General features: G+C 67.1%; 11 protein-coding genes. 3 read left to right on the plus strand and 8 right to left on the minus strand.

From position 1 onward, the window contains the following. Positions 1-10: 10 nt before the first annotated feature. The 5 genes from CFB35_RS23680 to CFB35_RS23700 form a co-directional block, all read right to left on the minus strand. Positions 11-2,308 (minus strand): LamG-like jellyroll fold domain-containing protein, encoded by a 2,298-nt coding sequence (locus CFB35_RS23680; RefSeq protein WP_179231781.1) that lies wholly within the window; start codon positions 2,306-2,308, stop codon positions 11-13. A gap of 372 nt (positions 2,309-2,680) precedes the next feature. Continuing rightward, positions 2,681-3,871, minus strand: coding sequence for a M20 aminoacylase family protein (locus CFB35_RS23685; protein ID WP_059584933.1), 1,191 nt, complete (start codon positions 3,869-3,871; stop codon positions 2,681-2,683). Positions 3,872-3,955: 84 nt separating this feature from the next. After that, positions 3,956-5,290 carry a DUF3100 domain-containing protein gene (locus CFB35_RS23690; protein ID WP_059584932.1) on the minus strand — a complete coding sequence of 445 codons (1,335 nt, stop codon included), beginning with the start codon at positions 5,288-5,290 and terminating at the stop codon, positions 3,956-3,958. A gap of 48 nt (positions 5,291-5,338) precedes the next feature. Next, a complete protein-coding gene (locus CFB35_RS23695; RefSeq protein ID WP_059584931.1) occupies positions 5,339-6,856 on the minus strand; it encodes an aldehyde dehydrogenase in 1,518 nt (505 codons plus the stop codon). A 54-nt stretch (positions 6,857-6,910) separates the two neighbouring features. Continuing rightward, complete coding sequence (locus CFB35_RS23700; RefSeq protein ID WP_059584930.1) at positions 6,911-7,783, minus strand: NAD(P)-dependent oxidoreductase; 873 nt, start codon at positions 7,781-7,783, stop codon at positions 6,911-6,913. Between the two features lie 143 nt (positions 7,784-7,926). Here CFB35_RS23700 and CFB35_RS23705 point away from each other — a divergent pair, with 143 nt between their 5' ends. Next, positions 7,927-8,835: a LysR family transcriptional regulator gene (locus CFB35_RS23705; protein ID WP_059584929.1), complete on the plus strand. Its 909-nt coding sequence runs from the start codon at positions 7,927-7,929 to the stop codon at positions 8,833-8,835. 160 nt (positions 8,836-8,995) lie between these two features. Here CFB35_RS23705 and CFB35_RS23710 read toward each other — a convergent pair whose 3' ends face one another. Further along, on the minus strand, positions 8,996-10,090 hold the full coding sequence (locus CFB35_RS23710; protein ID WP_059584928.1) for a TrkA family potassium uptake protein: 1,095 nt from the start codon (positions 10,088-10,090) through the stop codon (positions 8,996-8,998). Between the two features lie 60 nt (positions 10,091-10,150). Next, positions 10,151-11,485: an FAD-binding oxidoreductase gene (locus CFB35_RS23715; protein ID WP_059609059.1), complete on the minus strand. Its 1,335-nt coding sequence runs from the start codon at positions 11,483-11,485 to the stop codon at positions 10,151-10,153. 212 nt (positions 11,486-11,697) lie between these two features. On the opposite strand from CFB35_RS23715, the gene CFB35_RS23725 reads away from it, so the two are divergent. Next, the gene (locus CFB35_RS23725; protein ID WP_059584926.1) at positions 11,698-12,345 is read left to right on the plus strand and encodes a hypothetical protein; all 648 of its coding nucleotides are present in this window, start codon (positions 11,698-11,700) and stop codon (positions 12,343-12,345) included. A gap of 175 nt (positions 12,346-12,520) precedes the next feature. On the opposite strand, the gene CFB35_RS23730 is transcribed toward CFB35_RS23725, so the two are convergent. Continuing rightward, positions 12,521-12,730, minus strand: a complete 210-nt coding sequence (locus CFB35_RS23730; protein ID WP_059584925.1) for a hypothetical protein — start codon at positions 12,728-12,730, stop codon at positions 12,521-12,523. A 475-nt stretch (positions 12,731-13,205) separates the two neighbouring features. On the opposite strand from CFB35_RS23730, the gene CFB35_RS23735 reads away from it, so the two are divergent. Next, a complete protein-coding gene (locus CFB35_RS23735; RefSeq protein WP_059584924.1) occupies positions 13,206-14,060 on the plus strand; it encodes a helix-turn-helix domain-containing protein in 855 nt (284 codons plus the stop codon). Positions 14,061-14,069 lie beyond the last annotated feature (9 nt).

Raw genomic sequence — 14,069 nt, forward strand, 5'->3', positions numbered from 1 at the left:
CCCTGCGTGATCAATTTGTCATGAGCGATGCAATCTGCGCAGCGCTGAGCGCACCGCGATAAAGGCGGAAATCGTCGATCAGACCGTTGAACGTGGCGTCGGCACCGTATTGCGATTTGCCCAGCCAGTTCTGCGTGGTGCGGCCAAGACGGAACGGCGCCTGGAACATCGCCGTGTTGGTGCTGACGGGCGTGCCGTCCACATACATCGTGCCGGTCGAACCCGATAGCGTGACGGCCACATGCACCCATCGCTTGCTCGGCAGCGCAGTGGGGGCGTCGATGATCTGTTCTGGAGGGCCGTCGCCGGGGCCGTTGGCCGTCATGGCGAAGCGCATGCCGGCCCAGCCGGTGCGCGACTGCCCGCGCGGCGTGAACATCATGTAGCGGTGAAAGCCGGTGCCGAAGTCGAACAGGCGTGCCCACGTCTGCGAACCATTCCAGAACACCCAGCTCGCGATGGTGAAGTCCGACACATCGGCCAGCAGATCGTCGGGCAACGCCACATACGCGCCCGAGCCGTTGAGCGAGACCGCGTTGCCGCTGCGCCCCACGGCCCACGTTGCGCCGTTCAGCGTGCCATTGCGCCCGTTGCCCGAGCTGTCGGCGGCCGTGACGCCGCCGCCTTCATCGAATGCGAGGTGCGCGAGCAGTTGCTGCGCCGTGATCACTTTCACTTCGTTGGAGAGCGCCGATTCGCCCGCAATCGTTTGCGCCGTCACGACATAAAAATACGTGCCGGCGCCGGCGGGCATATCCGTATAGGTCAGCAGGTCGGTGATGCCGCTCTGGATGGTGCTGTACGGTCCGCCGGCCATGGTGGCGCGCTTGACGGTGTAGCTGACGGCGTTGCTGCTGCCCCACCACGACAGCACTACCTTGCCCGCGCTGGCATAGCCGGTCAGGCCGGTCGGCGTTGGGGCCGGGGCGCCGGGATCGAGCGTGCAGGTGAGCGTGCCGTAGCCGAGCTGGTCGAAGCCGCCACTGTTGGGGCCGTAGTTGCCGCCGCCGCCTTCCGGCGCCACCAGCTCGGCGGCGCGCCTGGTGTAAGGCGCCGCCAGACCTTTGCGGTTGATGTAATGGTTGGCCACCAGCGCCCAGCAGGGCCGCCCGAGGGCGCCGCCTTGCCCGCCGGTGGAGAACTGCGTCTGGATGACGCCGGCGCTGTTCTGGTACGTGACGAAAGGCACCGTGTAGAACGTGCCGTCCGCCTGCTTCAGGTTAGCCTTGGCCACGTATTCCGCGCCCGCCAGAAAGCGATTGTTGTCATAGCCGTACAGGTCGATGCCCTGGTTCCACGCCATCTCGCAAATGGCGCCCGTCAATGCAATGCCGAGCGTGCTGTGGCCCTGGTCCCGGCCGGCTTCCTGCCATTGCCCGAGGTTGCCGGGGTGCAGGTAGTACACGGCTTGCCGGATACAGCCATTACTGCCACCGGACTTGAAATGGGTGACGGCCTCGTCGACGAGTTCGGCATCGTCGCACAGCACGCCGATGGCCAGGACACACGCGATGTTGGCCAGGCCCCAGTTGGCCCAGTAGTGCGTGTCCATCGCGGTGTCGATACGGGTCAGGAAAGCATGGCTGACCGGGTAGAAGACATTGCGCATCATGGCCTGAAACGCGGCGAGTCCGGCCGGACTCCAGCCGCTGTAGCCGCGCATGATTTCGGCTGCGTTGGCGAACTCGTAGCCGTAGATGCCGGCGGCGAGCGCCACGTCGCTGCCGCCAAGCGTCGTCAGCGTCGACGCCCATTGGTCCAGATACTCCACGGCCTTGTCGGCATAGCGTGTGTCGTTCGACACCTTCCAGCGCAGCGCGTCGCCATAGGCGGCGGCGATGTCGTTGTAGAGGGCGCCGTAGTTCTGACCATGCGTCGGATCATTGCCGCGATAGATGCCGACCTGCGGGTTCGGCTTGTTCGTCAGGCGCGTGTGACCGTTGGCGACGAGCACGTTCCAGCTATCGATCCACGGGGAAGCCTGCGCGGCGACTTTAGCGCGCATGCGTTCGAAATCAGCGTCGGTATGCAGCAAGCCAGGATGCTTGAAGGTGCGGGTGTGGGCAGCGCCTGCCGACGTCGCCCCTGCATCGCTACCGTCAGAAGCCGGAGCAACTCCGGACGCCTGGCCGCTGCTGGTTGCCGATGTACGCTCGCCGTCTGTAACCGCGCTACCTCCGTCGCCGCCGCATCCGGCCACAAGCATTGCACCGAACCCCATCACGAAATGGCGTCGTGCAATATTCTCGATGCCGCCGAGTGGAACGATTTCCTCGGACAGCAGCGTCGCTGCTCCCTTGTCTCGCATGTCTGGATCCTCTGTTTTTTTGCTATGGTCGAAGCGACAAAATGTACTAACCATTCCGTATTTATCGGAACGGGTAGCATTCTATCCAGTGCGACCGGGATCCAATCAAGCGAAAAAAAACAAATTCATCAATGACACGGACGTGTCACATCGGTGATGCAGGGATCGAGGGATGCGCGAAGTGGTTGGGCAGAACCAAGCAAAGGTCGTCACCGTTTGCGGAGTAAAAATGTCACTTCATCGGTCGACACCGACGCTGAATCGGTAAACTCTCCCGGAATCGTGTCTTTTCGTTGGACGAAATAAAATCGTCAGCGACCGCGGTGTCGCGAAGAGCGGTGTCATCTCCGCTGCCGTGCCTGCATCACCGCCCTACCGCCCCAGAACCCGCTCCACCAACTTCACGAAGTAACTCGCCCCCACCGGCAGCAACGCATCGTTGAAGTCGTAACTGGCGTTATGCAGCAGGCACGGCCCGCCGCCGTGCCCATGCACGCGATGATCGCCCGCCCCATTCCCAAGGAATGCATAACAACCCGGCTTCTCGCGCAGCATGAACGAGAAATCCTCCGCCGCCATGGTCGGATCGACGGCTGCGTTCACATGCGCGTCGCCCACCAGCTCGCGCATCACCGCCACCGCCACCGCCGTCTGTTCGGCGTCGTTCACGGTGGCCGGATACTGGCGCTGGAAATCCACCTCGCTCTCGCAATCGAAGGCAGCGGCCGTCGCGGCCACCACGGCGCGCATGCGCGTCTCGATCAGGTCGAGCGTCGCATCGGAGAAGGTCCGCACCGTGCCGCCGAGCCAGGCATCGGTCGGCACCACGTTCATCGCCTCGCCCGCATGCACCTGCGTGACCGACAGCACCGCGCCGTCGATCGGATTGCGGTTGCGCGTGACGATTCCCTGCAGGGCGCTCAGTACCTGCCCCGCCGCGAACACCGGATCGCGGCCCAGGTGCGGCATGGCCGCATGGCAGCCGGCACCGCGCAAGTCGATCCGGAACAGGCTGGTCGATGCCATCAGCGGCCCCGGCCGCACCGCGAAATCGCCGGCCGCGATGCCGGGCCAGTTGTGCAGCCCGAACACGGCATCCACGGGGAAACGCTCGAACAGGCCGTCCTCGATCATCGCGCGCGCGCCGCCGCCCGCTTCCTCGGCCGGCTGAAAGAACAGCTGCACGGTGCCGTCGAACTCGCCATGCCGCGCCAGATGGCGCGCGGCCCCCAGCAGCATGGCGGTATGCCCGTCGTGGCCGCAGGCATGCATCGCGCCGGGCACCGTCGACCGATGCGCGAAGGTGTTGGCCTCCTGCACGGGCAGCGCATCCATGTCGGCGCGCAGGCCGATCGCACGCGCACTGTCGCCGCGCTTCAAGGTGCCGACCACGCCGGTGCGGCCGACGCCGCGCGTGACGGAATAGCCCCATTGCTCGAGCCGCCCGGCAACGAGTTCGGCGGTGCGGAACACGTCGTAGCCCACCTCGGGATGGGCATGGATATCGCGGCGTAGCGCCGTCAGTTCGTCGGCGTGCGCGACGATGGAATCGATCAGTTTCATGCGGATGGGAGCGCTTTTGTCAGGTCGTCGCGGCGCGGCGGCGGCCGGCCCATGCCGCCCGCCGCCGTGCCGCGAGGCATCAGATTAGATATGGAACAGTTGCGCCACCAGGGTCGCGCCGATGAAGGTGCCGGCATTGGCCACGAAGGACACCAGCACGATGCGCCAGCCGAGCCGGCGGAAGGCCGGGATGTCCTTGGCGATCGACAGCCCCGCGAACACCAGCATCGGCGTGGTCACCCCGAGGAAATCGTTGTGCGAGCTGAGCGCGGCGATCTGCGATGCCCACGGGGACCACGGCGAGGTCAGGAACATCGCCACCACCGACACCCAGCAGACCGCCGGAATCCGCCGCCCCGTCACGCGCGCCAGCGCATCGCCGACGATCGTCGCGCCCACCATGATCGCGATTCCCGGCAGTCCCGCCAGCGGTGTGGTGCCGTGGGCGATCCAGTCGCACACCAGCGCCATCGCGGCCGTCACGATCCAGGCCAGCAGCTTGCCGCCGTAGCCGAGCGCGGGCGCCTCGGTCCTCACCTCGCCCAGCGACGGGCTGGCCGCCTCGGGCTGCGCCGAGGCCTTGGTGGTGCGGCCGATCAGTGGCTCCAGTACGCGATAGCCCCAGACCGCGAGCGGCAGCGAGATGAACAGCGTGAAGTACGTGCCGATGGTGGTGGTGATCAGGTTGCTGGCCGCGGCGAACGCGAGCACCGATTTCGCCGTCTCCGGGTCCTGCTGCGCGGCGATCGCGCCCGAGGCGGCCGCCATCATGCTACCCGAGCCGACCCCCGAACCCATCGCCAGCGCGAGCGGATCGAAGATGCCGAGGCTGGTCACGAAACCCGCGAACACGGCGATGAACACCGCACCGAACACGGTGCCCGTCAGGTACTCGGCCAGCACGCCGCGGCCCTCGGCCGAATCCATGCCGTATTTCTCGCCGATGATCGCCAGGCTCGGCTCGCGGCCCACCGAGAACGTCGCGCCAATCGCCTCGCGCTTAATGCCGAGCAGCAACGCGAGCGGCAGGCCGAGCAGGATGGTGCCGACGAAGTGGCCGAATTCCTGGAAGGCCAGTGCCCAGCCCGCCGACGCCAGCTTGGGCAGCGCGCTGCCCACCATCAGCCCGAGCTTGGAGACGAACAGCAGCAGCGCCGGCTGCAGGATCGCCGCCGCGAAGAACTGGTCGGGCACGCTCAGGCGCGCGCTGCCGTTCCAGCGCGCGCTGGCGAGCCCCACCGCGGCGCCGAGCAGCAGCGCCCAGATCATCGGCAGCAGCACGACCTTGCCTGGGCCGAGCTTGAACGTGAACGAGCCGATCCATTCGGCGACCAGCAGGATGCCGGCCGCGTAAAGCAGGACCTTGGCGGTGGCCGCGCCGCCCAGCTCGCGGCGCTCGATACCCAGTGCGTGTTCCATGACGAGTCTCCCCTTGAAGCCCGGCTGCCGTCGAATGCGGGCCGGTGGTTACAGATAACCGAACGCGGTGGGCGGCGCTTCGGCCGTCTCGACCCACACGCTTTTGGTCTGCGTGTATTCGTACAGCGCCTCGACCCCGCTCGAGCGGCCGTAGCCGCTCATGCCGTAGCCGCCGAACGGCGACGCCACGTTGATGGTCTTGTAGCCGTTGACCCAGAAGGTGCCGGCATTCACCTGCGCGGCCACGCGATGCGCGCGCGCCACGTCGGTGGTCCAGGCCGCGCCGGCCAGGCCGAAGTCGGTGTCGTTGGCGATCGCGATCGCCTCGTCCTCGGTGTCGAACGGGATGGCGGCCACCACCGGCCCGAAGATCTCGGTGCGCGCCACCTCCATCGCGTTCGACGCGCCGGCCAGCACGGTGGGCGCCACGAAGTAGCCGCCGCGGCCCTCCGCGACGCGCTCGGCCGAGCCGCTGGCGAGCGTGGCGCCAGCGGCCACACCGCGCTCGATCATCGACATCACGTGGTCGTACTGCTTGCGATTGTTGATCGGGCCCACCTCGGTCGCCTCGTCGAGCGGCGCGCCGACACGGATCTTCTTCGCGCCGGCCGCCACCATCGCGACGAATTCGTCGTAGACGGCGCGCTGCACCAGCAGGCGCGAGCCGGCCACGCAGCTCTGGCCCGCGCCGGCGAAGATCGCCGCCTGGGCGGTCAGCGCGGCGCGCTTGAGGTCGGCGTCGGCGAACACGATATTGGCCGACTTGCCGCCCAGTTCCAGCACGCAGGGCAGCACGCGCCGCGCGGCGGCCTCGGCGATGCGCGCGCCGGTGGCCGGCGAGCCGACGAACACCACCTTGCCGACCACGCGATGCGCGATCGCGGCCTGCCCGGCGGTGTGACCGAAGCCGGCCAGCACGTTGACGAGGCCGCGCGGCAGCCCGGCCCGCTCGCCGAGCCGGGCGACCGCCAGCGACGTGAAGGGCGTCAGCTCCGAGGGCTTGAGCAGCACGCCGTTGCCCATCGCCACCGCGGGCGCCACCTGCCAGCCGCAGGTGAATACCGGCGCGTTCCAGGGCGTGATCTGCAGCACCACGCCGGCCGGCTCGCGGCGCGTGTAGTTGAGGTGCGAGGTCGGCACCGGAATCACGCTGCCGTAGAACTTGTCGGTCCAGCCCGCGTAGTACTCGAACATTTCGGCGACCTTGCCCACCTCGCCGCGGCAGTCGCGAATCGGCTTGCCCGAGCCCAACGCCTCCAGCCGCGCGATCGCCTCGGCCTCGGCACGGATCGCGCGCGCCACCTCCTGCATCACGCGGCCGCGCGCGGCATGCGTGAGCGCCCACCATTCGCGCTGCGCGCGGCGCGCGCTTTCCGCAGCATGGTCGATCACGGCTGCGCCGGCGTCGCGATAGGCGAGCGTTTCGTCGCCCGTCGCCGCATCGTAAAGCTGGATCGTGTCGCCCTGGCCGGCAACGAGTTCGCCGCCGATATACGAGCCGATCGTGGCGGCACCGGGGAAGAAATGCGCGAAGGCGGCGAGCAACTGGTCTGCGTGCTGGGTCATGTCGGGTTTCCGTACAGGTGAGTCGAGCGGGATCGTGGCGCGGGCGACCCGGCCTCAGGCCGGGTCGAGGAAGTCGACGATGCGGTTGAAGTCCTCGCCGTCGGCGACGGATGCCTCGCTGGCGGCCCACACGCGCGCCGCCTCGCGCGCCACCGGCGCGACGCTGTCGAACTGGTCGAGCAGGCCCAGCGCGAGCCGCACGTCCTTGCGCATCAGCTTCATCGTGAAACCGGAATCGAATTTGCCGTTGAAGATCCAGGTCGGGTAGTTGGTCAGCGTCGCGCTGTTGCGGCCGGAGCCGCCGTTGAGCGCCTCGACCAGCTTTTCCGGATCGACGCCGGCCGCGCGCGCGGTGCGTACCGCCTCGCTGGCGGCCAGCAGGTGCAAGCCGGTCAGCAGGTTGTTGAGCAGCTTGGTGACGTGGCCGGCGCCCACCGGGCCCACATGCACGCGCTTGGCGCTGATCGTCGCGAGGATCGGCTCGATGGCCGCGATATCGCTGTCCGAGCCGCCCAGCACCATCGTCATGGTGGCGGTGGCCGCGCCCTTCGGGCCGCCGCTCACTGGGCCGTCGACGAAGCCGATGCCGCGCTCGGCCAGCGCCGCCGCCACGCGCCGCGTGCTGTCCGGATCGGCCGTGGTGGTGTCGATCACGATTGTGCCCGGTCTCGCGCTCTCGAGCACGCCGCCCGCGCCCAGCACCACCGCCTCGACCACGGCCGAGGTCGGCAGCGACAGCAGCAGCACGTCGGCGTCGCGCGCGATCCCGGCCACCGAATCGCGCGCCGACAGTACCGCCTGTTCGGCCAGCGCGAGCGCCACGCCGGGCGCCGCGTCGTAGCCGAGCACCGTGTAGCCGCCGCGCCGCAGCGAGCCCGCCATGCCGCGCCCCATGTTGCCCAGACCGATCACGCCCACCGTTTTCATCCGACGACTCCCGATAGCTGTTGGTTCGAGGCCGGCGCGCCAGCTTGCGCCCGCCTTGCATGACCACGATGTTCGGCCCGGCGATCCGTATAATCAATCAACGCCAATATTGAGATTGTTCTCTTTTTTAGAACGCCAGGATCATGAGCGAGACCCTTACCGACAGCCGCATCGTCTATTTCTACGAGGCCGTGCGCTGCGGCACGATCCGCGCCGCGGCCGATTGGCTCGACGTGGCGCCCTCGGCGGTGAGCCGCCAGATCGGGTTGCTGGAGAAGGAGCTCGACGCCACCCTGGTGGAGCGCCACGCGCGCGGCGTGACGCCCACCGAAGCGGGACGCTGCGTGATCGAGTATTTCCGCGAGCAGCTCGCGCACCGCGACGACCTGATCTCGCGTCTGCAGGAACTGCGCGGGCTCAAGACCGGCGAGGTCAGCCTGGTGCTCGGCGAGGGCTTCGTCTCGGATCTGCTGGCCGGGCCGATGCAGCAGTTCTGCCGGCAGTTCCCGGGGATCCGCGTCAACCTCGACGTGGGCAGCACCAACGACGTGATCCGCAAGATCTCGAACGACGAGGGCGAGATCGGCCTGGTGTACAACCCGCCGGCCGAGCCCAAGGTGGTGTCGCGCGCGTCGAAGCGGCAGCCGATGATGGCGATCGTCGGCCCCGATTTCCCGCGCCGCACCCACAAGGTGCTGACGGTGCAGCAGCTCGCCACCTACCCGCTGGCGGCCACTCATCCGTCCTACGGTACGCGGCAGATGATGGAGGCCGTCGAATACGCCGAGCGTGTGCGGCTCACGCCGGTCGTCACCACGAATTCCTTCGCGATCCTGAAGGAGTTCGTGAAATCCGGGCTCGGTATTTCGGTGATGCCGGCCTTCGCGGTGACGGCCGAACTGCAGGCCAAGGAGTTGTTCGCGATCGAGATCGCGCATCCGATCCTCGAGAACGCCGAAGCGCACATGGTCACGCGCGTGGGCCGCAAGCTCTCGGTGGCCGCCAACAAGATGCTGCAGATGATGACGGGGCAGATGCGGGCGTTTCGTTAGCGGGGGCGGCTCGTACGCCGTCCGGCGACGCGAGGCCGGGCTTGGAGACGGTTTCCCCAAGACCGCTGATTCCGCTGCAAGGTGTTCCGGCAGATCACAGCTGCAGCCGAATTCGAGAAAAGCTTCATGGTCATGGGCACATGACCAAAGTCAAACGCCGTCAAACATCCGGATCCTGAATCCGCGCCGACTGAATCACCACCAGCGTATCGCCCGCCTCGATCCTGCACGGCGGATCCTCGTAAAACGAATAGATCTTCCCGCAGCGATCGAGCCCGACCACGATCGCGCCCGGCACCACGTTCGTCAGGCAGCCGATCTCATGCGGCAACGCCTCGCGCTCCAGCAGCGTCGCGCGCCCGCGCGTCGACAGCATGTCGTTCACGAACGGCACGATGTAGCGGCTGTGGACCGCATCCGCGAGCAATAGCGCGCCGATCTTCGTCGATGACACGATCACGTCCGCGCCCGCCTGCCGCAATTGCCGCTGGTACAGGTTCTCCTGGATCCGCACGACGATCTTCGTATCGGGCGCGATGCTGCGCACCGACAGCGTCAGCAGGATCGCGGTCGGATCGTCGGTCACCGAAATGATCACGGCCTTCGCCGCGCGCACCTGCGCCTGCTGCAGCAGATCCTCGTGCGCCGGATCGCCGAGCAAGCCGGTCACGCCGAGCGACGTCGCCGCCTCGAGGGCCTGCTGCTGCGAATCGATCACGATGATCGTCGCCGGATCGACGCCGCTTTCCAGCAACTCGCGCACCGCGATCGATCCCGACAGGCCATAACCGCACACGACGATGTGATCGGACAGTTGCTTCTGCAGGCGTTTCATGCGGAATTCCTCGATGACGCGCTGGATCACGAACTGATACGCCGTGCCCAGGAAAATGAACCAGATGCCGATACGGATCGGCACGATGAAGAACGCATCGAGCAGGCGCGCGCGCGCCGTGACGGGCACGATATCGCCGTAGCCGACCGTCGCGACCGTGACCATCGTGAAGTACACGAGATCGGCCACCGTCATCGGCGTGCTCTTGGTCGAATCGCGCAGGCCGTCGCGATCCAGATACAGCACGAGGAACGCAAGCGTGCACAACAGCACGACCGCGCCGAGACGGAACAGCAGCGTGCGCTGCGGCGACGTCGCCGGGCGCGTGAACAGCGTGCGCGCGCGCGGCGCCTGCCACGGGTTGCGGGCGCGACGCAGGCGCATGCGCAACGAGCGGCGCTGATCGGATGGCGTGGCCAACGAGGAATCTCCTGAAGGATGCGGGCTCGATTCTACGACGGGAACGCATGCGCGCAGCCGTCACAGCATGCTGCGCGGCCGCACCATCGTCCCGTCGACGAAACGCCGCGCGCGAAACGCCGACAGGTCGAGCGACGGTGCGCCCGTGTCGATCCATTCGGCGAGCAGCCGGCCGACGATCGGCCCCATCGCGAAACCGTGCCCGCAGAACCCCGTCGCGATCGCGAGCCCCGACGGCGTACCCGGTGCATCGATCACCGGGATGCCGTCGGGCAGCACGTCGATCAGGCCGGCCCACGCCTCGACGATCTGCGCATCCTTCAGCGCAGGAAAGATCGCCTTGAGCTTCGCGAGCGCGCGCGGCGCATGCGCGCGATTCGGCTGCGGCTGCGGATCGCGCGGCTCGATCGGCCCCGTCGCGCCGCCGATGCGCGCGAGCACGTCGCGCCATGCGGACGCATTCAGGTGCAGCCGGAATTTGTCGCGTTGCGACCAGAATTGCGGCCAGAAGAGGCTCAACCCGCGCAGGTGGCCAAGCGTCAGATCGACGTCGACCTGCATGTCGTCGGCAAGATTGATCGCGCCGTTCGTGCGCTGCCGGATGCCGAGACCATGGCCCCACATCGTCGCCGCGGACACCGGCGGAACCACGTTGGTGCGCATGCAGGTGCCGCGCACGGCCTGCTGCGGCAGCCGGATGCCGACGCCGTCGAGCAGCCGGAAACTGGTTGCGCCCGCCGCGCAGATGACGCGCCGCGTGCGGATCGTGCCGCGCTCGGTCACGACGCCGACGACCGCGCCGCCGGCCGTCTCGATCGCCGTCACGCCGCAGCCTTCGAAGAAACGCGCGCCCGCCTCGGTCGCGCGCGCCGCGAATGCGGCGGCCACGCGACGCGGCTCGGCCTGCCCGTCGGTCGCCGTATACAAGCCGCCGAGGGTACGCGCGTGCGTCGACAGCCCGCTCACGCGTTCGTCGATCTGGGCGCGCGTCAGCGTGCGCGTGTCGAGCCCGTGTTCGCGCGCCACGGTGAGCCACGCCTGGAACGACGCCCAGTCGTCTTCGTTGTCCGCCATGTAGAGGCAGCCGCCCTGCCGCCATTCGAGATCGAAGCCGAGCGCCTGCTCCAGGCCTTCCCAGATCCGCATGCCGGCCATCATCAGCGGCACTTCGGCGGATTCGCGCCCCTGCTGCCGCACGAAGCCCCACGCGCGCGTCGATTGCTGGCCGGCGATGCGCGACTTGTCGAGCACGACGGCTTTCAGGCCGCGCAGGCCGAGGTAGTAAGCGGCCGCGCAGCCCATGATGCCGGCGCCGGCGATCACGACGTCGGCTTCGGTCGGAAACGCCGTTTCGGCGTGAGTCAATGCGTCGTGCAGCGGATAGGTGGTGGTCATTGTTTTCTGTTGGTAATCGGTGCATGGCCGGCAAAGCTTATCGCGGCAACGTCATCCGATGAAGCGAGCGCCGCGCAACGATCCCGGGCGCCTTGCGCATCCGCACACGACAGCCCGCTCGCGTCTTTCCGGCCGTCCCCGTTTTTTCGGCTTGACGCCCCCGGATCGTCACGCGACGATACTGGATATCCATACAGCATCGTCGCAGCAAAATGATCCTCCCCCCATTCGATCCGCCCAAGCTGAACGACCTCACCGAATGGTGGACGCAGTGCACCTACGCGGACGTCCAGCGTCTGATACTCGAAGTGCAGCACCTCCGCCTGACGCTGTGGGAGTTGAAAGCCCACGTCGCGGACGCATCGCGCCGCATCCGCGTGCTCGATCCGGACATGCTCGCGCATGGGTCCGCGCTTCGGCGGCTCGGCTACCTGCTCGACAAGGAGATCGAGCGCGCCAATCCGATCGGACGCACCCGCGACGTGTATGCGCCGTTTTCGGACGAGTGGCGGGCTCGCGCGGCACTGCGCTGCGCATTGCGCGGGCAGCCCGAGCCGGCCGACGCAGGCACGCTGCCGCGCGCGATTCCGGAATTTCAGCGCATCACCTGGGCCGAGCTTCGCGATCGCTGGCGTCACCTGAGCGACAGGAAATCGAATCGACAGAACGTCGAGCAACGGATGGTGCTCGAGATCGCCCGTCAGCGAACCGTGATCCTCGCGCGGGCGCGCAAGCTCGTCGACGCCGCGATCGCCGAGGCGGCGGCGGAGGGAAACCGGTTATTCGCGCTGGATCAGCTCCAGCGGCTCCTGGCGGTCGAGCGGGAGGACGGCGAGCCGTTCATGTACATGCCGCCGTAGCGCGAACGCCGTGAACGACGGTCTGCATGCACAAAGTGGACATTCGCAGCCTCCAATCGCGTTGCCCTCGGACGATCGATATCTCACGACGGGAGCCGTCAATCTACGAATTTCCGGGGGCATTCGCAATATTCAGGCAGGAATTCCGGCCGTTCGGGGCGCCGCACGCGCTGCACTACGCATAGCGGCTCAGCCATTCTTCGGAGAATCGTTTCGCGTACGCGACGGCCTCGGCTTCGGTGTCGAATTCACCCAGCTTGCGGAACGCGGCTTCACGGCTGAAACCCACCTTCGTGACCTCGACCTGCGCGGCGTATTTGCCGGCCTCCGTCACGCGCGGCTCGCAGTTCATCTCGTAGCCGCGCATCAAGAATTTCTTCTGCATCGGTTCAACACTTTTTTGAGACGGCGAAATCGTAGCACGCAGCGCCGCGGGCGCCAAAAAATGTATCCGCGCTGGTTTCACTAGAAGAAACCATCGATTGTTCGTCCTGCAACTGCTTCGGCCGTTCGCCGCGCGATATCCTCCGAACATCCCGGCCGGGCGTGATCGCGCCCTGCGTTGGTGCGTCGCGTTGCGATTACCTGCCGCCTCGTGGGGAATCACACGCCGGCCCATGGGAATGCAGCCCAAAGGTGCCGAACGCACCGTCGCGCGCACGCGCCGACGCAGGCCCGGCGTAACTTCATGACACACCTTTCACACAAACGCACCTTTCACCACACTGAATGACGACCATTTTGCGGTAAAGTTATCTTTTCCGTGCGTGGCCGGTCGGCTCGCCATTGGACGTCATGAAGACTGTCCGCCGAGACTGCCGCAAGGCGTCGTTCTGAACGTCACGATCCGTTCCCGTAGCATGACCACTGAAGCAATCACCACGGATTCCCTCGCGGTTGCCGAGCGCGTGCGCGAGCTGATGACCCGCAACGGCATCGGCAAGCGCCAGCAGACCACCGAGCTGTGCCGCATCCTCGATCTGAGTTTCTCCCAAGGCCACCGCAAACTGCGCGGCAGTAGCCCCTGGACGCTCGCGCAGATCAAGAAAGTCGCCGAAGCGTACGGCGAACCCGCCGCCCAGCTGTTCGGCGCGCAAACGCTCGACCCGGGCATGGTCGGCGCCTATAGCCAGGAAGCCGTCCTGTATGCGGGCGTCGCCGAGATTCCATGCACCGCCTGGATCGGCGCGCCGCTCGAAGCCGGCGCGCGCCCCGAGTTCGTCGCGTACGAACAGAACGGCCGCTGGCGCGTGCTGCGCCATACCGGCGTGCTGTACCAGAACGCATACGACGTGCACAAGATCGAGATCTATCCGCGCCGCGCGGAAAGCGACAAGCTCGTCGTCGCGGTAATCGACCCCGATCGCGTCAGCGCAACCGAGCTGTGCCGCTATCTCGAACGGCAGGGTTTCGCGACGGCCGCGTTCGACGGTCTCGCGGCATTCGTCGATGCGCTGCAGGGCCAGGCTTTCGACGCAGTCCTGACCGAATGGCTGTTCGACGACGGCACGGCCGCCACCGCGATCAAGGCCGTGCGCACGTCCGACAACCCGGGCGCGCCGGTTTTCGTGCTGACGGGCGCCCTGCTCACCGGCCGCGCGAGCGAAGCCGACATCAGCGAAGTGATCCGCGCGTTCGATGTGGTGTGCTACGAAAAGCCCGCGCGCATGGCGATCCTCAGCGCCGATCTCGCGAAGCGGCTCGCGCGCGGCTGACGTTCGCCG

The sequence above is a fragment of the Burkholderia sp. AU16482 genome (assembly GCF_002223285.1).
Taxonomy (GTDB): Bacteria; Pseudomonadota; Gammaproteobacteria; order Burkholderiales; family Burkholderiaceae; genus Burkholderia; species Burkholderia semiarida.